Below are 22,337 nucleotides of genomic sequence, written 5' to 3'. Positions count from 1 at the left end.
TACGTTTATGATCATTACAAGCTTTTTCTATGTCAGGCCTCGGTTCGTACAGGCGGATACGAAAAAAGACGGAAATATTACTTTAGTCACAGAGGAAAGAATTGAAGGATGGGCTACATCCCCGGGAGAAGGGGACGGAAAAGGAAACACGATCAGCTATTTTCTCGTTCACATTCAGGTAAAGGGACAAGATAGTACAGAAGTCCGTTATCGTGCAGATGCCATTGAGGTGCCAGCGGACCGAAACGGCGAGAAAAAATATACGTTTTCGCTTGATATGGCGGGAAAATGGCCAGCGGCAGGAAAATCAGCGGCATATGAAATTGTTGTCGACGCATATCGGACGCTTGGGAACGGTCAGGAGGAACTTTATTTTACCTTTCCATCTACCCCTTATGAGTACATAAAAGACAGCACCACCAACAACGCAGCTTTAGATTTCACTTTTACCGCTTCGCAAGACGAGTATGCGAAGCCGCCAAATGGGGATGCGCAAGGCAGGTTGGACGTTACATTAATTCCAAAAGGAAAGATCGACAGCCTCGTTCGTCCGCCGATCGATGTCGTGTTTGTGTTTGATGTGTCAGGGTCGATGTCGTTTATGAAGCTCCAAAGCGCAAAATATGCGCTTCAGTCCGCCGTCGACTATTTTAAGACAAACGCCAATCCAAATGACCGCTTTGCGCTGATTCCGTTTTCTGATACAGTAAAAAACGTCGTGCCTTTTTCGGCAAAACAGGACGTGAAGGCGCAATTAGATCTTATTGCCAGCACGGCGAATAGCCTCACTGCCGGCGGAGGCACGAACTATTCGGCGGCATTGCAAACAGCGCAATCATTTTTTAATGATCCATCGAGGAAAAAATATATCATTTTTTTAACAGATGGAATGCCAACGGTTTTAAGAACTAAAGAAAAAGTTACGTTTAATTTTTTGGGAATTACATGGACAGAAACGGCAGATGTTGAGTATACACTATTTGCTGATGGACGAACTGCAATGCGAACAGCTTATTCGCAATATGGAATTAGACAATCGTGGTATGTGAATTATCAAGATACAGAGACAAAAATTCGTACGGATGCAATCAATGTTGCCAAGAATCTCGGTATGAACAATATAACGCTCTATTCCATCGGCTTTGGCGACAATCAAGATGTGGATATGAATTATTTGGAAAAACTGTCCGCGACGACAGGCGGGCAGGCGAAGCAAGGGACGCCGCAAAATTTAACGGAAATTTTCCAACAGTTTTCGAAGCTCGCTACCGATCCGGTATTAAGCGGAACGATAAAAATTCCGCTAACCTCGTTTGGCGGAAACGTGCAAATCGTCGAGACGGATCAAGTTTGGCTCGATGATAAGAAAGAAAACGCCTATATCACGTTTTCGATTCCATATAAAGTAGGACAACCGACACCGCCTCCTGTTACTATTTCGATTCCGGTGCTGTTTAAAGCGAAAGGGACATATACGTTTAACGCGGAATTGACGTATCGCAACGTTTACGGGGAATTGCAGCCGCCAATGACGAAATCGGTGACCGTTGTCGTGAAAGACGAGGTGCCGCCGTCATTTGACGGAACGGTGACGCTGCAAGGAATCACAAGGGATGTCGGCGATTTAGTGAAATTCGGCAACGCAGACGGGGATACGAATCAATTCAAGGCAACCTACTCGCTGATGGCGACGGGTTACGTCGGAAACGCATCCGGGAACATCAGCAACATCAAGCTGATTCAACCGCTTCCGGACGGAATTACAGCTATTCCGTCACAAAACGTGACCGTATATACAAAAAACGGCGTCCAATATGCCGAGATTGCGTTTCCGAATACGGTCATCGACTATAAGAAACTAAATAACAACCAGATTACCGCCGAATTGACGCTTCAAGCGAATTGGGCGATGGAAGGGGTGCAATTGCCGCCGGCTACCGTTTCTTTTCAAGATAGCAAATATGGGGCGCAGACGGCATCTTTAACTCCCCCTTCGCAGCGGATCGCAATGAAAGTCCGCTTGGGTGAATTTCCTGATATGTATTACGAAGGAGACAGCCGCGGCCTTATTACAAAATGGCAAGAGCTTGATTCGGCAACCAATTTGCTTGGAACGACGAAACATCCGAACAATTATGGGTTGCTTATGCTTCCGGTAAAGGCGCTGCAATATAAGGATGACGATGATTCGGTTCTTTTGGTGACGTACAATAATGACCAAACCGTATCCCTCTCCTTAAAACCGCATGTCGCGATTGTAACGGCAAGCGGTCAGTCTGTCGCAAGCGGCGCGACGGTGACGGAACAGCCGACCGCCAAAATGACGGATGTCGTGGCCGGAGAAGGAGTTACGTATGAGTATAAAGTGGAGAATCCAAAGCAAGACAACAGCTGGAGGCCGCTGGATTCCCCGTATGAAATTCCAATCACTTGGGACGGCGTTTCGACGATATCCATTAGGTCAAAAGGCGGATTAACAAAAGGAGACGGCATTACCACTGTATCGCTTACGTATATAAAGCTGATTCGTCAATTAACATTAGGAGACTATAAACAAGCGATGGAAATTGGCGAAACGCAGACGATTCCGGTTACGATCTTGCCGGACGATGCGACGAATAAAACATTGCAATGGACTTCAAGCAATCCGGACGTCGCGACGGTGGAGGACGGAACAGTCACGGCCGTTCATCCGGGGACGGCAGAGATTACGGTGAAAGCGACAGACGGCAGCAACGTGGCGGCAAAAGCGATCATTACGGTCATTGACCCGTTCGTGCCGCTCAAAGCGATCCATTTCCAACAGCCCGTTTTATATATGACGGTAGGCCAAGAGCTGGACGTTCAATCTCAACTAACTTTTGATCCAGAAAATGCTACCGATAAGCGTCTCTACTCCGTACAATCGACCGCTCCGGAATATGTCGAAGCGCGCCAGCAGCAAGGCAAATGGTATATCGTTGCCAAAGATGTCGGATATTCAACGATTACCGCGATTGCCAATGCAAAAACGAAGGATGGGCAAGAAATCAAAGATTCGATCATAGTGGTTGTCCAAGAGAAATCGTCTTCAGGAGGCGATGGAGAAAGCGGAAAGAATAGATGGTAAAACAAAAAGGGAGCCTAAAAACATTCGCTTTTAGGCCCCTTTCTTTTTAACTCCAAAAAGATGGCATCCGATTATTCATTCCTGTGTCATTTTATTTTACGATTAGCTTGTCAACGACGAGAGACAGCTTTTTCACAAACGGCAAACCTTCGCCGCGGTCGATCAAGACATTCGGGTCGTGGCGGATGACAAGCCGGGATTCTTCTGTTTGATCCGGCGATGAAGGAGGAATGAAGGAAATAAGTCCGCCTTGTTTTGTCGCCGCGCCCCGATAAGCGTTGATGACGAGTCCGGAAACGTCCGAATCGGGCGCGCTTTCAAGCTCGTTGCCGCGCGCGAACAATCCGCCTTGAATATTGATATAAGATCCGACTGCATACAGCACCGCGTTGCTGTCGGTATAAAAGTATCCTTTTAAGTTCGGCTGCTCAAAAGAAAAGTTGTTTTCAAACTCATTGATTCGCGCGATTTCCAACGGTCCTTTGGAAAGAAGCACGACTTCTTTATTGTTCCATCCAGCGATATTAGCGTTATAAACGAGTGTGCGCCCAAGGACGTAAATCGTCGAATCAAGCTGAATATCGCCGCTGATCGTCAAATTGCCGAGCACAATAATATTTCCTTGCACTTTTGTTGGCTCGTTGACGCTGTTTCCTAAAAAGAGATCGCCGTTGACAATCAGCCATTTGTCTTGCAAATCAAGTTCCCCACGGTCAAGGAAAAATAATGACGAATCGTTCGATTGCAGAAGGACGGATTGATTCGTTGAATCGATATGCGCAAGCAGCGATGGCATGCTATCGAAAATGGTAAAACGGTTTTCGAGATCGTTGATAAGCTGTTCGACGCTTTTCTGAATGTGGCTCTCGTATTCATCGCTAAACGTTCGTATTCCCGCCGCGTTTAACAGTTTATCTTTTACCGTCCATTCAAAATCCACATCTATAAACTCTTCTTTTTCTTTTTGAACGGAAGGAGATTGCGACTGAAAACGGAAGCCCGGGGAAAAATTAGCCTTCACGCGCTCGAATGTATGATTGGAAAACGTATAGCAGGCGCTCGCCCCGTTTTGATGGTCGCACGAGTAACTATTTCCGTTGACAAAGAACACACTTGTTTTGCTTGCCGTTGGAAAGGATGTTTGCTCTATATATTTTTGCGAGTTGTCAATGTAGTTGGCGACGTTGGTGATATATGCATTTTCCCCGGCATACATATTTCCGTCTATATACGCGCCGCCATTTAAAATCACGTCTTTTGTCGACCCGATCGCATATTTTAAAAAGCTTGGCGTATTCGTCAAAATCACCCGTCTTTCCATCGTTTTGCTGCCGTATGGTTTGGAAAGTAAAAAAACGCGGGTGAACAATTTATCGCGATCGATCTGATAGTCTGTTGTTACGTCCTGAATCTTTACCCCATAGCGCTGCTCTAAAGCAGGAAGCAGCGTAGCCAATTGTGTATCCAAATTTCTAGGAGTAGACAGTTCAAAAGAAGGTTTCGAAATAGCTACCTTTATTTCCGCAATCGTTTCCTCGATAGCTTTTGTCGCTTCATGAAGCGATTCAATGTCTTGCACGCGCACTTCTGTAAATCTTGCCTGATAAATGGAGACAGATAAAATCGTTAAACCGAGCAAAAAAAAAGATAGTAATCATCAAGAGGGTGACGACTAAACTATATCCTTTTTCGTCCATGCGCCCACTCCCTTTAAAATCCGAATTCGGTTTTTAATGTAAACGGTTTGATATACAGCAAATCGTTTGGATCGTCGTGATCTCGGTCTTGGACGGTAAGCATAATGGTAACGACGCCGCTTCGGCAAATATTTTCTTCTTGTTTCGCACAGCGATATGAAAGCTCGGACTGGCTGGAAACAATTTTTAAATGCGCGGACGAAAGCTGTTCTCCATTGAGCAGCACTGTATCCTGCTGCAAAGAAACAGTGAGCGTTTCACCGCTCGTTTTTTGCTCTTCGACCATGCCGACGGACGGATTAATCACTTTTTGGCGATCGGTTACAAACTGCAGCTGCTGATTCGTTGTTTCTTCCATGTTGAGGCCATCGGGAGAAAATTGATACAGTCTATTCATAATCGTCGCCACGAGATAATCAGCTTCGCTGCGCAGCTCATTTTCGATATAAATTCGCTTATACGCATTCAATCCGCTGAAAAACACGCCATAAATAGAGACGAGGATAAAGGAAGAAATGGTAATGGCGGCTAACAGTTCGACAAGAGATAGTCCGTTTGAATTATTAACGTATCGTCTCATTAGCAATGACCCCTTCTACCCATTCCGACTCATCGGCTCGGTCGCCCCAGCGCACGATCACATAAATTTTTAGCAAATAGTTTTGCAAATCCGTGTCCAGATTTTCGATATTTTCGTTGCGAATCTCCTCTTTTAATGAAGCTGGAAACTCCTCTGGCGGGGATGCTTTCAGCTTGTCCCACGCTTCTTTATCGTTATATGGAATAAGAAATACATGAATGCGAGTTTCATCATATGTAACATTATTGATCGTGGGGCGGAGTAGCGCCTCGCACACTTGCTTTTCTTCAAACAGCGGAAGATTGCAGCTAGAAGCGTTTAGTTTAACAAACGGCATGTTGGAATCGTGCAGTTCCTTATCCACATACTGTTTTAATGTTGTAAAATCAAGGCGTTCCATATAGGCCAACACGCCGCGGGCGATGTTGATCGCCACCGTTTTTCCTTGATTATATGTCGTATATTTCATGGCGTTAGTAAAGAAATAGAACATACCGATCGCGACGGTAGATAAAATCGTAATGGACAATAGCACTTCGAGCAACGTAAATCCGTTCGCGCGGTGGATGATAGGAAATTTCTTTTGCGCCATTTGCTATACCCTTCTTTCAAAATATGTAACTTTATTATACAATATGTTAGAGTCCGATATTGCAGTTTTTTAGGAAAATAGTCTTGTCATGCTATCGGGAAACGGGGTGACATATTGAAGCACGCTATTTTTATGGTTATTGCTTTTGTTCTGGCGCTCCCGCTTTTACTGGTTCTCCCTGTTGGACTAAGCAGTGTTGGGAAAATTGTAGTGCTGCTGATTGCCATGTTGCTCTCTTTTCTTTCTTTCATTGCAAAACCCTTTTTTTCTATGTGGCAGCTTGTTTTATTAGTAGGATTACTCATGATCGCTGTGACCTATTTACTTCATCGGCAATTTGCCCATGTTTTTTACAAAGAAAAACAAGTGGATGATGATGAATTTGAAGCACAAGATGAACAGGCAGGCAAAACTTTCGATGCTGTTAGTAAAAATATAGATGTTTTACGTGAGAGAGAGGCAATAGCAGATGAAACACCGCTAGAAGAAATAGCAATGCAGGTCGAAACGGCGGGCGACGTTTCGCAAAAAAGTTTAACGGCAGATGAAGAAGAGGAAATCATCATGGTCGATGAATTGCCGTTCGAAGCGGCTGCGGATGTCGAACGCATCGAAGCAACGGTGGAAAATGCCGAGGAAAAGCAAAAGGAAACGCCGGCATTGGACGAGCTGCTTTCAGAAGTGGCCGTGGAGGAAAAACAGCCGGAACATGGCAGTGAAGGCGAAATGGTTTGGGAAACAATGGAAATCGCCGATCCGCACGAAGAAGAAAGCGTTGAGCCGCTATTGCCTGCGGCCGCTCCGTATGCAGAGCTGCTGGATGAATTGCCTGTTGCGGTGACGCCAGAGCTGGAAGAACAGATGACCGTCATTCCTGCGGCGACGCAAGAAGCAGAAGCGGACGGCGAAGAGAAACTGTCGAATTTACATACTTGGGACGTGCTTACCGACCATTTATCGCTTAACGAAAACGGTTTAGAGGCAGAAGAAGAGAGTGGCGTGGAATGGGAGGAAATTATTCCGGAAGAAATAGAAGTTCGGGAAGCGAATCTTAGAGAAGCGGTATGGCGTGAAACAATAGAAGAAGGAACGGAAATAGCCGACGGATATCAGCTGGCGGAGCAGGAGCACGATGTAGGCGAAAAAGAGCAATCCGTTGTGGAACAGGAAGCCGGCAAAAAGGCGCCAGAAAATGGTTCTCTTATTTCGCAAGTGCGGTCGGAAGTGATTCGAACCGTGGCCGATGAGCTTCGCTTAAACCGTAAGCATATGGATCCGTTGCGATATGAACAATATCTGACGCAATGTTTGCAAGCCCCGTTGCCTGATGAAAATTATTATGTATTTGCCCGTCTATTAATGGAACATTATGTAATAGAAAAACAATACGACCGACTTGCCACATGGCTTGTCCAGCTTGAGGAAAAATTCCGTTCCTATCCAATCATACATGCGGAAATTCAATTTCTTCAGCAAATGGTAGAGAAATTACAAAATGGGTGTGGTGAAAAGCATGAAAAATAGTGCACAAATCATTGGTCTTCCGATTATTAGCATTTCTGACGGCGCACAAATCGGGAAAGTCAAAACGCTCGTCATTAATCCGGAAAAAGGTTCGCTCGATTTTTTGACCGTGGAGCAAGAAGATGTGCAGCTAAGCTTAAAAGCGATCCCGTTTAAAAAAGTAGTCGGCATCGGCGAATTCGCCGTAACGGTAGAAAATGTTCACGATGTCATTGATTTGTCGGAAATTCCGATTGCCAACCAGCTTGTCAACAAACAAATTCGCATTAAAAATACGAAAGCGATGACGAGAAAAGGACAGCTGCTAGGCGAGGTAACCGAGTTTTTTGTCGATGAAGAAACAGGGGAAATTATTGGCGTCGAATTGCGTGTTGGCGACCGCCAGGCGGTGTTGCCATCTGCATCGATATTGACGTACGGAAAAGATATTTTAGTGGTCAGCGAAGATGCGCCGCAATCTTTGCTTGACGAAGCCCGTTCGCTTATTTCGCGGCAGGAAGGGGAAGCAGCGGCGGAGGATGCTTTTGATGAACAGACAGCTCCTGAACAGGAAGAGGTGTCTGCGTGGCATTCCAATATTGAAGCGATGGTAGAGGAAGCGGAAAACATCGAAGCGCTGCAAGCATTGCGGGAAAAGCAAATTGCCCTTTTAAGAGGAAAGCGGGTTACGAAAGATATTTTCGATAAAAATGGAAACGTGCTGATTGCGGCTGGCACCGTATTGACGGAAGAGCATATTCAAAAAGCGCAGGATGAAGGACCAAGCGTGATTGTCGATCTGTCGATGAACGTGGAAGCATAAAGAAAAGGGGAGAGGTAGGCGGTGAGAAGCATTGCTGCGGTAAAATTGTTTGCCATCACGGCCATTTGCACGATTTATTTCATTAGTTTTTCGCAAATAGGGGTGTTAGCTTACGAAACGTTTTTCGCTGACACCGACCGTCTGCCTGCAGGAACTATGATTGGCCCGATTTCGCTGGCAGGAAAAACGAAGCAGGAAGCGCTGCAAACGGTGGAGAACAAAGTCAACGAATGGAAAGCGAGTGCTTCCATCCCCGTGATGTACCAGGAAAAGAAAGATGTCATTCCTGCATCGCTATTTACGTTTCAAACGGAACAAAGCCTAGCGCAAATGGTTTCTGGACGACCAGCGCCGCTTTTCGTGCTCGTGGATATGCAAGCGTGTTCGGCCATCATCCAAAAGCTGCTGCCTCCCTCGCTCGTTTCATCTATCAATCTCAAAAAGTTAGAAAACGACTTAGTCGATCTCGCTGCTCGCTTACAAATGCCAACGCAGCCGCTTGATCTCGCTGTCTACGTTTCACGCGGCAGGGAAGCGCTGCAGCCAGTGAGCTCTGCCACGATACAAACAAGCAATAGCGAACTATCGGAGTGGCTTTCTACGAATCCAGCGATTGTAATAAAAGGAAAACAAATTTTTTCTCTTGTTTCCTATATGAAAGAAGCAGGAAAATCCTTTTCTTCGGAAGCGATGAGCACCATCGCCTCGGCGATTTATCAAACGATTTTGCCGACTAATTTTATGATCATCGAACGGAATACAAGCCGTGAACTGCCTGATGGAATTGAGATTGGATATGAAGCAAAGGTCGACGACCGCCGCGACTTGCAATTTTATAATCCAAACACCACCGCTTATACGCTCGTGTTTCAAAAAGCCAAAGCCGGCCTGCGCGTAACGCTTGTTGGGCTGCCGTTTGCTTATCAATATGTTGTCAAAGTAGGAGATATCGAATATTTCGAACCGAGAACGGTCGTTCAATATAGCCCGCTCCTTCGTCCCGGGGAACGTCAATTAAAACAAAGCGGCAAACGGGGAATGCTCGTGAAAGTAACGAGGGAAACGTACGATGGACAGCATCATCTTGTACGAGCCGAGACCATTGCTGAAGACTTTTATCCTCCAACGTATACGATCGAACTCCGTGGTTTAGAGGTAGGGGACACGCAATCCAATATGAGCGAAAATCCAACTTCTCCACAACAGCCGGCCAATAACGAGCAACAAGCGAACAATGAGACGAAAAACAGCGAGCAAGCGGGCGAAAAGCAAGAGAATCAGCAGAGCCCATCTACAGACGGACAATCGGAAAATGGCCAAACGCCTTCCACAAACGTTTCTAACAGCCAAGTGAACGATAACCGTGAAAAGTAGGGATGAGGATGAAGAAAAAACAAGAGCGAAAACGGTTGGGCGATTTATTAGTGGAAGCTGGTTTAATTACCGAGGCGCAGCTGCAAGAAGCGTTAAAGGAAAAAGCGCCTGGGCAAAAGCTGGGCGATGCGCTTTTGCAGCTGGGATATATTACGGAGCAGCAGTTAATCGAGGTGCTCGAATTTCAATTAGGCATTCCGCATGTCAGCTTATATCGCTATCCGATCGATCCAAAAGCGACCAACTTGATCTCTAAAGAATTTGCGAAGCGGCATATGGTGATGCCGTTAAAAATTGAGGGCGACCGTCTGCTTGTCGCGATGGCGGACCCGATGGACTTTTTTGTCATTGATGATTTGCGTCTTTCGACAGGATTTCACATTGAAACGGCGATCGCTTCAAAAGACGATATTTTGCGTACGATTAACAAATATTATGACATGGATGAATCTGTCGAAGATTTTTTGCAAATGGCACCGGCGCCGGAGACGAGGGAAGAGGAACGAATTCCCGAAGAGGATTCTCCGATTGTCCGCCTGGTCAATCAAATTTTGCAGCTGGCCGTCGAACAGCGGGCGAGCGATATCCATATTGATCCGCAAGAAACGAAAGTGTTAATCCGCTACCGCGTTGACGGCGTATTGCGGACCGACCGCGCGCTGCCAAAACATATGCAAAGCATGCTGACGGCCAGAATTAAAATTTTAGCCAACATGGATATTACGGAACATCGCATTCCACAAGACGGCCGGATTAAAATGGACATCGATTTTCACCCGGTCGATTTGCGCGTTTCTACATTGCCGACCATCTACGGTGAAAAAATCGTGATGCGCGTGCTCGATTTGGGAGCGGCGCTGAACGATATTCATAAACTTGGCTTTAATCAACTAAACTTGCAGCGGTTTATCGAGCTGATTGAACGGCCGACAGGAATCGTCTTGATTACCGGACCGACCGGGTCGGGAAAATCATCGACGCTCTATGCGGCTCTCAACCATTTAAACAGTGAAGAAGTCAACATTATTACGATCGAAGATCCTGTCGAATACCAGATAGAAGGAATCAATCAAATTCAAGTCAACCCGAACGTTGGCTTGACGTTTGCCCAAGGGTTGCGTTCGATTTTGCGCCAAGACCCGAACATTATTATGGTCGGGGAGATTCGCGACCGCGAGACGGCGGAAGTGGCGATTCGCGCTTCTTTGACTGGCCATTTAGTGCTAAGCACCCTGCATACGAACGATGCTTTAAGCACGATCACCCGCCTCATCGATATGGGAATTGAGCCGTTTTTAGTGGCGACATCGCTCGCTGGGGTTGTTTCGCAGCGGCTCGTTCGCCGTGTCTGCCGCGACTGCCAGGAAGAGCAGGAACCGACAAAGCGGGAAATCGAAATTTTCGCCCGCCGCGGCATGAAAATCGATAAGCTTATTCGCGGCCGCGGCTGTCCAACGTGCAATATGACGGGCTATCGCGGACGGATGGCGATTCACGAGCTCCTTGTCATGACGGAAGAAATGCGGCGCGTCATTTTAAACAAAGAGCCGTTTTCGAAACTGCGCGAGCTTGCCATTAAAAATCGGATGATTTTTTTGATCGATGACGGATTGTTAAAAGTCAAGCAAGGATTAACGACGCTCGAAGAAGTGTTGAAAGTGGCGATTTTAAGTTAAAAGGTGAGAAACATGAAAGAGAAGCTCGACGCTTTGCTGCGTGCTGCCTTTGAAGTGAAAGCTTCCGATGTTCATTTAACGGTTGGCGTTCCACCGATTTTCCGCATTCATGGCGAATTAAAAAAATATGGACAAGATGTGCTTCGTCCGGAAGATACGGAAGGAATGGCGAAGGCGATCATTCCGCAGGAGCTGTGGCTCCAGTTTCAGCAAAAAGGAGAATTGGATTTTTCCTACGGGATACCAGGCGTTTCCCGCTTCCGTATCAATGTGTTTAAACAGCGGTCATGCATTTCGCTTGCCATCCGGATTATACCGACAAAAATCCCGACGATCGATGAATTAAGGCTTCCGGAAGTGATCAAGCGCATTGCCGAAAAGCCGCAAGGGCTCGTGCTGGTGACTGGACCGACCGGAAGCGGAAAATCGACGACGCTGGCGGCAATGATTGATTATATGAACAAAACGATGCGCAAGCACATTATTACGCTCGAAGACCCGATTGAATATTTGCATAAACACGGCGGCTGCATTATCGATCAACGGGAAGTCGGCTTTGATACAAACAACTTTGCCAACGGCCTGCGCGCCGCGTTGAGACAGGCCCCTGATGTCATTTTAGTTGGAGAAATGCGCGATTTAGAAACGATTCATACGGCGATTACCGCCGCGGAAACCGGGCATCTTGTGCTTGGCACATTGCATACGGCGAGCGCCCCGGCCACGATTGACCGCATCATTGACGTGTTTCCGCCCGCCCAGCAAGCGCAAATCCGCATCCAGCTTGCTTCCGTGCTTGTTGCAATTATCGCGCAGCGCCTTTTTCCAACACCGCAAAAAACGGGGCGGGTAGCGGCGACAGAAATTTTAATCAACAACGCTGCGGTGGCGAACTTAATCCGCAACGAGAAAGTGCATCAAATTGTCAACGTCATGCAGACGAGCCGCGCGCTCGGCATGCATACGCTGGCAATGAGCATAAAAGAGCTGATGCAGGCGGGATTGATCGATCTTGAAGTGGCCGAAATGTATCTTGCACAGGAGCGTGGCAACGAACATGCCTCAATTTAAATATGAAGGCCGGGATATGAAAGGACGATGGCAGCGCGGTACGATTACAAGCGAGTCCAAGCGGGATGCGGTGCTGAAATTGCGGCAAAAAGGCGTAAGAGTCATGGAAATCTCCGAAGCGCCGCAAACGTTATTAAACAAGGAAATTACGTTTGGCAAAGCGGTAAAGCTGCAAGATTTCGTCATTTACTTGCGCCAGTTTGCGACGCTGATCCGCGCGGGTGTACCGATTGTCGATTCGACTCGCATTTTGGCGAGCCAGACGGAAAGCAAAGCGCTTAAAAAAGCGCTCATCGATATTGAAGAATCGCTTCGCTCCGGAAATTCTCTTTCCGCTGCCGCGGCGAAACATCCGCGCATATTTCCACCGCTGTTTGTCAACATGGTAAGGGCAGGAGAAGCAAGCGGCAGCATGGATGAAACGTTGGAGCGGCTCGCCGACCATTTTGAAAAAGTGCATCGCACGCGGCAAAAAATCGTATCGGCTCTGGCTTATCCGACAGCGGTCGCGATCATTGCCGTTGCCGTCGTTATCTTCTTATTAGTCGCTGTCGTCCCAACCTTTGTCCAAATGTTTGCCGATTTCCATGCCGAATTGCCGGCAATCACTAGGTTTATTTTAAAAGCAAGCGAAGTGATGCAAACATACTGGTGGCTCGTCATCATTGCGTTCATAGCGATATATGTCTTGTTTTCATTGATGAAAAAACAAAAGAAAACAAAATATTATCTTGACTACGTCGCAATGCGCATCCCTATTTTCGGAAAGCTCGTGCAAAAGGCGGCGCTGGCGTGGATGACGCGGACGCTAAGCTCGCTGTTTTCCAGCTCTGTTCCGATTTTGCAGGCGCTGGCGATTGTCGAAAATGTTGTCGAAAACGAAGTGATTGCGAAAGTGATGAAGCAGGCGCGCGACTCGCTCGAGCGTGGCGGATCGCTCGCGGAGCCGATGAAGCGGCATTGGGCGTTTCCTCCGCTGGTGACGCAAATGATCGCGATTGGCGAAGAAACGGGGTCGCTAGACGCGATGCTGGCAAAAGTCGCCGATTTTTACGAGGCGGAAGTCGACGCCGGCACCGACCGGCTTAAATCGCTTATCGAACCGCTGATGATCGTGATGCTTTCGGGTGTTGTCGGGACGATTGTCACCTCGATTATCGTGCCGATGTACGATATTTTCAACCATATTCAACATTGAACTACCCCCACTTACCGGCTAATGCCGGTGGAAGTGGGGGATTCTTGTTTCCTCTGGCCATAGTTGCTCAAAGGTTCCAAGACCCCCCTCCGTTCAACGAGAGGAGTAGCCATACAAGATGTCCGAAGTATCCTTTCGGGACGACCAGCTATATGCCTATGAAAGCACATATAGAAGGTACACCATCTTCCATTCGTATGGCATCCAAAGAACGCATTGCAATGCACCCAGCTCCTAGAATCGCCATCTGCTCCGGTGACGAGAGTAAGAGACTGGTACAATGCGTTCTTCTGTTCTAAAACTTCAAGAAATAATGATATTCTAATAGTTTATTACGATAAAGCTTTTATTAATTGACGTTTTTCTTCTTCTAACAACGATGGGTGAAATACATCTATTCCTTGGTGTGGTTGGTTCACATTGAAAAGATGATACAGCGTATGTGTTCGAACAGAAAACTTTTTATCTAAAATAGACCAATGCTTCCAATGATGCGAAGTATTTTTCGGGATATATTTTTTCAGCACCTTTGGAGTTTTTTCTTTATATCCTAATCCTCGACGGCCAATCGTAAATGCAGCTGCTTGGTGGATAGAGATACCGAATTTGCGCATATATTTCAGTTTCCCAGAGACAGAAGTAAAAGCCGGATTCACTTCTATAACAGCAACTCCCATTTTGTCGGCACGGCTTTTGATCGCTTGTATCATTTTTCGATACGCGAACATACTCTTCATTCGATTTGCTTTTTTGTTGCCGTATCGATTCCCTGTTTTGGATAAGGTGGTATCCAACTTTTCCAAAACAATAGGTTTTTTCTTTCGAACCGCAATATCCACTAAAGCAATGGCTTCTGCTTCCATGATTTTTGTAATCTGGCCCGAAGTTTTCCCTTCTATCGAAAACGTTAATTTTCCACTTTCCAAAAAGTTTCCGTCTTTCGAAACATTTGTCCAAGCAATGTGATTGTAATTGCAATCTACTCCGATCACTCCGTCAGAGGTAGAAAAATGAATATATGGATTCGATTCTACATCCACCAAACATTTGATAATATAGTATTCCCCGTGATCTTCGATCGACCAAGAAATCGGTTTACCATACTCTTTTTTGTTTTTACATTGGATTTGATCTGTCACCGCTTTATTTACGATCTCTTGCCCGTATGGAAACACAACTTCAGGAAAAATCACCCCCCTGCCTCCTATGGAGGTCATATGAAGTTCATTGGTTGCTGGATTGTAATGGAATACAAAGTTTCCAGAACCGGCATCTTTCCGGCCGGAGATGATCATTTCTTTATTTCGCGCAGCTAAAAAGAGTTTTCTCCAAGATTCGTGGTCCTTTATAAATTCTTCTTTCGTAAATTGCTGTTTAAACAACTTTTTGCCTCCGAACACGACACTTGGGATATACTCTTTTAATTTCGTTTTCTTTTGTTCTAATCGATACAAACGATGGGTTAAACGGCCAATTTTGGCTTTGGTTCGTTTGATTTCTACATCGAGATAGCAATGTTCAAAAAGATATGTGTTCATCCAAATGAAAGAACGGTCTTTTAATCCTAAAGAAATGATTCCGCTTTTATGCAAAACAAAGTTTGTGTTTTTTGGAAAACGTAAGTTTCCTTTGATACAACTTTCTTTGATTTTGCGTAATTTCGTAAGTTTGGTTCGTTCTGTTTTCCGTTTTTTCTTCACGTCTTTTATTTTTTCTTCTGTCTGTTGAACATGTATTTTATTTAATTCCATTAGAGAGGAGAAAAGAGCATTTGCTTCTCGGACGGCACTGTTGGCAAAATAGTCATTCAGTCCGTATTTTTTCTTCACAACGATATGCAGGCTTTCTTCATTTAATTTTCGTCCCCATCGCTTTTCCCGGATCAGTGTTTGAAAGGCGAAACGTTTCGCTTGATGGAATAACTCTAATGCATAAGATGTTTCCGTCACATGAAGAATATCCATTTCGGATTTATACAATCTTCTTGAAAAATACGCTTTTTTCATCTTTTCTCCACCTCTAACGGAACATAAGTTCGGTATATTTATTTATATTTTATGACAGAAGAAGAACGTTTTTCAACTATTAAGATTACTAAAAAACAAAAAACGCCGATTCATCCCCCACCTATGCTACGCTTAGAGGTGAGTGTCTTCTAGGCAAAAAAGATAAATTGTAAGGAATATATTCTCATAGACCTATAAATCGTGGTAAAATAATTAGGAAAAAAGTGTGATAAACACGAAAAATAGGGAGAGGGGTTATTACAATAATGATGAAACGGTTTTTGAAAAACGAACGAGGGCTCACATTAATCGAATTGCTCGCCGTCATCGTCATTTTAGGAATTATCGCGGCGATTGCGATTCCGGCGATCGGCGCCATCATCGACAACTCGAAAAAGGATGCGCATATTGCGAACGCTAAGCAACTAGCAAATGCTGCGAGAATGGCGATTTCTGCAGAAGGATTTGATACTACAGTTAAAACATCATTTACAATGCAAGAACTATATGACAAGGGATATCTTGACAAAATTCCAAAATCGCCAGGAAAAAAATCAAACGCGTATGACCCAAACAAGAGCGAAGTGTTGATTGAGAAAAAAACCGGTGGAGAAAATATAACTTATAAAGTTAAGCTAGTAGATTCAGATGGAAGTTTTGTTTACATTGATAGCAACAAAGATGTTGAAGATCTAACAAGAAGTGATGTAAATCTTGAATAGTAATATTATATTTGTTGCTATTTTCCTATACTCCCTCCTCCTCGGCTCCTTTTTTAACGTCGTCGGCCTGCGCGTGCCGGTTGGAGAGTCGATTGTGTTCCCTCGTTCGCATTGCCCACGCTGCAAGCGGCAGCTTACGGCGCGGGAATTGATTCCGGTTGTGTCGTATGTGGTGCAAGGCGGAAAGTGCCGGGGATGCGGGGAGAAAATATCGCCGTTATATCCGTTTGTCGAGCTATCGGCGGCGATTCTTTTTACGATTTCGCCGCTTTTGGCGGGATGGTCAAAAGAATTGCTCGTCAGTTGGACGCTCATTTCGCTATTAATGATTCTATTTGTGTCTGATGTTCGCTATATGATCATTCCTGATAAAGTGCTGCTTTTTTTCGCCTTTCTGTTTCTCATCGAGCGGCTGTTTATTCCGTTCATTCCGTGGCGGGACGCGCTGATCGGCGCGGCCGTTGGCTTTTCGCTGCTTTTTCTCATTGCCGTCATCTCCAAAGGCGGCATGGGCGGCGGCGATATCAAACTATTTGCCTTGCTTGGGTTTGTGTTAGGGTGGAAATTGGTGCTGCTTGCTTTCTTTTTCTCTACCTTTTATGGGACGATCATCGGATTAGCCGGCATGGCGTTAGGCAAAGTGCGGCGCCGCAAGCCGATGCCGTTCGCTCCAGCTATTGTGATTGGCACATTAACCGCGTATTTCTTCGGTTACGATATCATTCAATGGTATAAGGGATTTATTTTCTTTTAATATAAGGGGAAACATAAGAATGGTTGCGCTGTGGAAACGAAAGCATAAAGTTGCTAATCTAGTAATTAAAGATCATGTCATCCGCTATGTCGAGACAAAGCCGAGCGACCCGTTATCGGTGCAGAAATGGGGCGAACGTCCTCTTCCAAAAGGAATCATTCAAGACGGCAAAATCATCGACAGCGAGACGTTGGAAATGATTTTGGAAGAATGCGTGGAAGAATGGAAATTAAAAGGACGCCGCGTCCGTTTTATCGTTCCGGATTCTTTCGTGATGATTCGGCGCATCCCGCTTCCAGGCAATCTTGAAGAGGAGGAAATCCGCGGCTATTTATTTATGGAGTTAGGGGCGACGATTCCAATGCCGTTTTCCGATCCGGTATTTGATTATGTTGTGGTAGAAAGGAAGGAAGAGGAAACGGTCATTTTGCTGTTTGCCGCTCCGGAAGAAGCGGTTTCTCATTATACCGAATTGCTCGAAAATGTAAAACTGCGTCCGATTGCCGCCGATGTTTCTCCTCTATGTGCATACCGGCTTTTTTATATCGCTCGCCAAATGAAACGCGATGACCATATTTTGCTCATTCAGTTTGATCAAACTTCCGTGAATGTGAGCGCGTTTCATGAACATAAACCCGCTTTTATGCGCCATTTTCCGCTCGAGCCGTATGAGGAAATGGATATGGACAAAGCATCACCGTTTATCGATCCATTTGAAGATATATATAAAGAGATCGAGCGGATGATGAACTTTTATTCGTTTTCGTTGCAGCAAGGAAAGCAGCAAATTACGCGTGTCTTTCTCATCGGAGATCATCCTCTGCTGCCTCACGTTGATGAAGCATTGCAAGAACGGTTAGAGGCGCCTGTGGAGCAGCTTTCCGCTTCTGTGGCAGGCGTGGTCGACGCACGCTATTATCTCGCATGGGGACTTGCGTTAAAAGAGGGAACAGACGATGATCATTGAAATTAACTTATTGCCGAAAAAAGAACCGAAAAACATGGCCGTTATGGTGAGTGTTGCCGTTTTCGCCCTGCTTCTCATCGCGGCTGCCATCATTTTTTATCTTTTAGCTGCAAGGGCGGATGAACAAATTAACGCGCTAACGGGCGAGCTCAAACAGATTAGGGCAATGCAGGCGATCGAGCAGCAAAAACAAAAAGATGCCCAATCGATGCAGGAAATAAAAGAGCTTCATGAAGCGGTGCAATGGTCGAAAAAATACCCGTTGAAAATGGTGCCGCTGTTGCGCAATATGACGAAGCTGCTGCCGGAGCGCGGATTTGTGATGAATTTTTCCTATGCCGACAACGGAACGGTGACCGTAGCCGTTCAATTTGACACAAGCGAGCAAGCGGCCTATTATTTAAAACGGCTTGAGGACGCCAAATTTGTAAAAGATGTACAGCTGAAAAGCGTTTCGGCGGTGAATATAACGGAAACAAACGCGGAAGAGGGAACGGAACAGCAAGTGGTCCCTCGCTATCTCGCGCAATATGAAATGCATATTCGCAAACAAGCGCTAACGGAAAAGGAGAAACAAGGATGACCGTACGTTTCTCGAAACATCAAGTTCTTATTTTGCTGCTATTGTTGGTTTTATTTGTCGCCGTTTTTGCGGGATTGTATTTTTATTTGCTTTATCCGCGGTATCAACAAATGGAACAGTTAACCGACACCGTTATTAGCGAGAAAAAATTATTAGCGTCCATCAAAGCAGACGCTGCTAAACAACGGGACGGCCTGCCGGAAAGCATTGTAGCGCTGCAAAAAAAAATTCCGGTTAAGCCGCTGACAGAGCAGCTTTTGCTTGATTTAGAGAAAGCGGAAGTCGTGTCTGACAGCACCATTACCAGCATGAGTTTTTCTGAAGGGGAGAACGGCGCGGCAGAAAACAATGCATCATCGAATGGGGCATCGGCCCCCTCCTCTTCTTCCGCATTGCCGGACGGGTTAAAAAAAGTGACCGTGCAGCTAACCGTGCAATCACCGTCCTATTATCAGCTGGAACGCTTTTTACAGACGCTTGAAAATTTGGACCGCATTGTGTCCATCGAATCGCTTTCTTTTGCCGGCAATCCGGAGCTGACATCGGTCGATACAAAAGTGAATCCGCTGACCTATTCGTTAACCGTTAGCGCTTTTTATTATCCAAAACTAGCAGATTTACAAAAGCTGCTGCCGCAACTGGACGTTCCCCCTCCGAGCGAAAAGGACAACCCGCTGACAGAAGTGATTCCTCGGGGACAATCGCCAGCGCAGCAGGAACAAACGGCGGAGTGATGATATGCTGCTGCGGGACAATCGTGGAATGACGCTCATCGAGCTCTTGGCTGTCATCGTTATTTTAGGAATTATATCCTCTATCGCGGTGGTTGCGGTGCTTCAGCTGATTGAAAAATCAAAGGAGAGGGCGTTTGTATCGGACGCCTATATGCTTTACGAAGCGGCGCGGCTTTATGTTGGAGCGGAAAAAGTGGAGTTTTTGCCAGCGCGCTCTTCGGCAGCATTGACATACCGCCAGCTTGTCGATGAAGAATTGCTTCATCCGCTCCAAGATCCGTTTACCGGCAATGTGCTGCCACCGGAAACGAATCCGTCTTATGTGCTCATCACCAAAGGTGAAGACGGATCGCTTAACTATTCTATTTGCTTAAAAGGAGAAACGAAGCAAATATGCACTTATTCCGACACGTCTCCGGAAGTTCCTGTCGAAGCATTGTCTGTGGAACAAATTCGTGACCGATAAGCGCAAAATTTGCCGAAATGATTCGAGAGCAAGACGACAAATGTCTTGTTCTTTTTTTCTTTGTTTATGGTAAGATAGGCGAAAAATAGAGAAATAAGGATGGTGTCACAATGGACAAGCATCGGCAGGAAATTACGGTGAGAATTAACGGAAGAGAGAGTCCGTTTACCATGGATAAACCAAAACAACTAGATAAAGCGGAAATTCCGGAAAATAGGATCGATGAAAATGCGAATCGTGTAGAATCATCCGGATTGAGCCCCTCCTTGCCATCCATCAACAAGAAACGCAACAAGAGCAATATCTGGAATGCCCGCGCAAAATCAGCGGTCATTTCCATTGTCATCGCTATTATGGTTGGGACAAGCTTCGGTTTCATTGTATTAAATATGATTCCAAAACAAAAAACTCATTCGCTGCCTGTGGAGGAAGCAGGGCTATCTGCTTCCATCGAAACGGAAACTTCAACGCAGCCGGAAGCCAATCGAGTTAATGAAAATGAGTCCGTTTCTTCTCCATTTACCATCAGCGTCATTCAAGCAGGAGTATTTTCGGATGCCAAAGCGGCAGCTGACTATGCCAAACAGCTGAAGTCTTCATCTATCCCTGTTGTGACGGTGGGGGATCAACCGGTCGCCTTGTTGATCGGCGTCGGGCAGGACAAAGAAACGTTGCGGAAAGTCAGTCAGCAGTATGGAGGCGAAGTGCGAAGCACATATATCAAATCATTGTCGTTCGACAATACGGATAGCGGCAAACGCACTTCCGTTATTGAGGCAGGCGAAACGTTATATATGCACATGGCGGCTGTTTCCACCGTTTTATTAGGGAAAAGCGACGTAAAAGCCGATGTGTGGAAGGAATTAGAAAACGATTATAAGCAGTTTGCCGCAAAACCGATTCCGAATGATAAAAATGTAAAACGATATGTTTCCGCGATAAAAGATGCTTATCTCGCCTTAGTTGCGTATAAAACGAACCAGCAGGAAGAGCTATTGCGGAAAACGCAACAGGAGCTGCTCGAAGCGCTGCGATCATACATGACCATTTTTCCATTGCGAAGCTAGACAGCTTCTTTTTTTTTCGGGTTATTTCGACTTTGAAAAATTGTGCTGCGTCGTAAAATTTGGTACGATACATGTGTATCTTCCAATCTGAAGCGAGTGCAAAGGGTGATATTAGTGAAACAGTTAATTTTAGCGTCCAGTTCCCCGCGCCGGAAAGAGCTTCTTGAATTAGCGAACCTCTCATTTCAAGTCCTCGTGAGCCACATTGAAGAACACATTCATGAAGCGGAAACTCCAGAGCAAACGGTGCAGTCGCTTGCATACCAAAAGGCGAAAGCGATTGCTTCCCAACATCCTGATGCGTACGTCATCGGGGCGGATACCATCGTCGTCTATCAAAACAACAGGCTTGGAAAGCCGAAAACGAAAGAAGAAGCAGCGCAGATGCTGCGCATGCTGTCGGGACAAGAGCATGAAGTATTGACAGGTGTGGCGATTCTATCTCCGAATGGACAAGCATTGTTTGTCGAAAAAACAAAAGTATTTTTTTGGGATTTAACCGAAGAAGAAATTGCTAATTACATCGAGTCGGGAGAACCGATGGACAAGGCGGGGGCATATGGCATTCAAGGACGCGCCGCTTTGTTTGTGAAACGGATTGAAGGTGATTATTTTAACGTCGTCGGCCTTCCGCTGTCGCGAACGGTGCGCGAACTAAAGAAGCTTGGCTGGTAATTGGCCTTGATCTGGGGAAAATAAAAAGGGGGGATATACCATTCCATGACATGGATGATACGCGACGTGCCAAAGGATATTCGTCCGCGCGAACGCCTTCTTTCTTCTGGGCCGGAAAGTTTGGCGGACCATGAGCTGCTTGCGATTTTGCTGCGGACAGGAACGAAAGAAGAATCGGTATTGCAGCTAGCCCATCGCCTTCTTCAGTGTTTTGAAGGGCTTCGGCTGTTGAAAGACGCGACAGTTGAAGAAATAACAAGCATCAAAGGAATCGGAACGACAAAGGCGATCCAAATTTTAGCGGCGATTGAGCTTGGCAGGAGGATTCACAGCCTCGGCTCCCATGACCGCTATGTGATTCGTTCTCCTGAAGATGGCGCAAAATATGTTATGGAAGATATGCGTTTTTTGTCGCAAGAACATTTTGTCGCCATTTATTTAAATACAAAAAATCAAGTGATTCATCGAAAAACGATATTTATTGGCAGTCTAAACGCCTCCATCGTTCATCCGCGTGAAGTGTTTAAAGAAGCCATTAAGCGATCAGCTGCCTCGATCATTTGCGTGCACAATCATCCCTCCGGCGACCCAACTCCAAGTCGAGAAGATATTGATGTAACGAAGCGGCTTGCCGAATGCGGCCGGATCATTGGCATTGAACTCCTAGATCATCTAATTATTGGCGATCAAAAATTCGTCAGTTTGAAAGAAAAAGGGTATGTGTAGCAGTTCTCATTTTT

General features: G+C 45.8%; 19 protein-coding genes and 1 pseudogene. 16 read left to right on the top strand and 4 right to left on the bottom strand.

All coding sequences use genetic code 11. The features are described 5' to 3' along the window. Window positions 1-7 precede the first annotated feature (7 nt). Window positions 8-3,109, top strand: coding sequence for a VWA domain-containing protein (locus tag BDD39_RS10835; protein WP_166912379.1), 3,102 nt, complete (start codon window positions 8-10; stop codon window positions 3,107-3,109). A 91-nt stretch (window positions 3,110-3,200) separates the two neighbouring features. On the opposite strand, the pseudogene BDD39_RS10830 reads toward BDD39_RS10835, so the two are convergent. The 3 genes and pseudogenes from BDD39_RS10830 to BDD39_RS10820 form a co-directional block, all read right to left on the bottom strand. Further along, a pseudogene (locus BDD39_RS10830) lies at window positions 3,201-4,806 on the bottom strand (hypothetical protein). A gap of 13 nt (window positions 4,807-4,819) precedes the next feature. Beyond that, on the bottom strand, window positions 4,820-5,386 hold the full coding sequence (locus BDD39_RS10825; RefSeq protein WP_166910555.1) for a PulJ/GspJ family protein: 567 nt from the start codon (window positions 5,384-5,386) through the stop codon (window positions 4,820-4,822). Further along, complete coding sequence (locus tag BDD39_RS10820; RefSeq protein WP_166910554.1) at window positions 5,370-5,978, bottom strand: type IV pilus modification PilV family protein; 609 nt, start codon at window positions 5,976-5,978, stop codon at window positions 5,370-5,372. The genes BDD39_RS10825 and BDD39_RS10820 overlap by 17 nt, the downstream gene beginning before the upstream one ends. Window positions 5,979-6,281: 303 nt before the next feature. Here BDD39_RS10820 and BDD39_RS10815 point away from each other — a divergent pair, with 303 nt between their 5' ends. Genes BDD39_RS10815 through BDD39_RS10790 form a run of 6 tightly spaced genes read left to right on the top strand, consistent with a single transcriptional unit; the run spans window position 6,282 to window position 13,623 of the window. Beyond that, window positions 6,282-7,502, top strand: coding sequence for a hypothetical protein (locus tag BDD39_RS10815; RefSeq protein ID WP_243846023.1), 1,221 nt, complete (start codon window positions 6,282-6,284; stop codon window positions 7,500-7,502). Further along, window positions 7,492-8,304 (top strand): PRC-barrel domain-containing protein, encoded by an 813-nt coding sequence (locus BDD39_RS10810; RefSeq protein ID WP_166910552.1) that lies wholly within the window; start codon window positions 7,492-7,494, stop codon window positions 8,302-8,304. The genes BDD39_RS10815 and BDD39_RS10810 overlap by 11 nt, the downstream gene beginning before the upstream one ends. Before the next feature lie 21 nt (window positions 8,305-8,325). Next, the gene (locus BDD39_RS10805; RefSeq protein WP_166910551.1) at window positions 8,326-9,678 is read left to right on the top strand and encodes a hypothetical protein; all 1,353 of its coding nucleotides are present in this window, start codon (window positions 8,326-8,328) and stop codon (window positions 9,676-9,678) included. Window positions 9,679-9,686: 8 nt separating this feature from the next. After that, the gene (locus BDD39_RS10800) at window positions 9,687-11,354 is read left to right on the top strand and encodes a GspE/PulE family protein (protein WP_166910550.1); all 1,668 of its coding nucleotides are present in this window, start codon (window positions 9,687-9,689) and stop codon (window positions 11,352-11,354) included. A gap of 12 nt (window positions 11,355-11,366) precedes the next feature. Beyond that, entirely contained in the window at window positions 11,367-12,425 is a 1,059-nt protein-coding gene (locus BDD39_RS10795; RefSeq protein WP_166910549.1) for a type IV pilus twitching motility protein PilT, read from the top strand. Then, window positions 12,412-13,623: a type II secretion system F family protein gene (locus BDD39_RS10790; RefSeq protein WP_166910548.1), complete on the top strand. Its 1,212-nt coding sequence runs from the start codon at window positions 12,412-12,414 to the stop codon at window positions 13,621-13,623. The genes BDD39_RS10795 and BDD39_RS10790 overlap by 14 nt, the downstream gene beginning before the upstream one ends. 332 nt (window positions 13,624-13,955) lie before the next feature. Here BDD39_RS10790 and BDD39_RS10785 read toward each other — a convergent pair whose 3' ends face one another. Next, window positions 13,956-15,629, bottom strand: coding sequence for an IS200/IS605 family accessory protein TnpB-related protein (locus tag BDD39_RS10785; RefSeq protein WP_166910547.1), 1,674 nt, complete (start codon window positions 15,627-15,629; stop codon window positions 13,956-13,958). A 266-nt stretch (window positions 15,630-15,895) separates the two neighbouring features. Here BDD39_RS10785 and BDD39_RS10780 point away from each other — a divergent pair, with 266 nt between their 5' ends. The 9 genes from BDD39_RS10780 to radC all read left to right on the top strand — a co-directional run bounded on the left by BDD39_RS10780 (window position 15,896) and on the right by radC (window position 22,323). Then, entirely contained in the window at window positions 15,896-16,351 is a 456-nt protein-coding gene (locus tag BDD39_RS10780; protein WP_166910546.1) for a prepilin-type N-terminal cleavage/methylation domain-containing protein, read from the top strand. A gap of 7 nt (window positions 16,352-16,358) precedes the next feature. Continuing rightward, entirely contained in the window at window positions 16,359-17,105 is a 747-nt protein-coding gene (locus BDD39_RS10775) for a prepilin peptidase (protein ID WP_166912377.1), read from the top strand. Window positions 17,106-17,124: 19 nt separating this feature from the next. Further along, on the top strand, window positions 17,125-18,072 hold the full coding sequence (gene pilM / locus BDD39_RS10770) for a type IV pilus biogenesis protein PilM (protein ID WP_166910545.1): 948 nt from the start codon (window positions 17,125-17,127) through the stop codon (window positions 18,070-18,072). Beyond that, window positions 18,062-18,655, top strand: coding sequence for a PilN domain-containing protein (locus BDD39_RS10765; protein WP_166910544.1), 594 nt, complete (start codon window positions 18,062-18,064; stop codon window positions 18,653-18,655). Before pilM ends, BDD39_RS10765 begins: the two co-directional genes overlap by 11 nt. Beyond that, complete coding sequence (locus tag BDD39_RS10760; RefSeq protein WP_166910543.1) at window positions 18,652-19,389, top strand: pilus assembly protein PilO; 738 nt, start codon at window positions 18,652-18,654, stop codon at window positions 19,387-19,389. Before BDD39_RS10765 ends, BDD39_RS10760 begins: the two co-directional genes overlap by 4 nt. 4 nt (window positions 19,390-19,393) lie before the next feature. Continuing rightward, window positions 19,394-19,855, top strand: a complete 462-nt coding sequence (locus tag BDD39_RS10755) for a type II secretion system protein (protein WP_166910542.1) — start codon at window positions 19,394-19,396, stop codon at window positions 19,853-19,855. 110 nt (window positions 19,856-19,965) lie between these two features. Further along, entirely contained in the window at window positions 19,966-20,922 is a 957-nt protein-coding gene (locus BDD39_RS10750) for a stage II sporulation protein B (protein ID WP_166910541.1), read from the top strand. Between the two features lie 114 nt (window positions 20,923-21,036). Further along, window positions 21,037-21,597, top strand: coding sequence for a Maf family nucleotide pyrophosphatase (locus BDD39_RS10745; protein WP_166910540.1), 561 nt, complete (start codon window positions 21,037-21,039; stop codon window positions 21,595-21,597). Window positions 21,598-21,642: 45 nt separating this feature from the next. Continuing rightward, window positions 21,643-22,323, top strand: coding sequence for a RadC family protein (radC, locus tag BDD39_RS10740; RefSeq protein ID WP_166910539.1), 681 nt, complete (start codon window positions 21,643-21,645; stop codon window positions 22,321-22,323). Window positions 22,324-22,337: the final 14 nt, after the last annotated feature.

The organism is Saccharococcus thermophilus (assembly GCF_011761475.1).
Taxonomy (GTDB): Bacteria; Bacillota; Bacilli; order Bacillales; family Anoxybacillaceae; genus Saccharococcus; species Saccharococcus thermophilus.
This window is presented reverse-complemented; position numbering and strand designations above follow the sequence as displayed.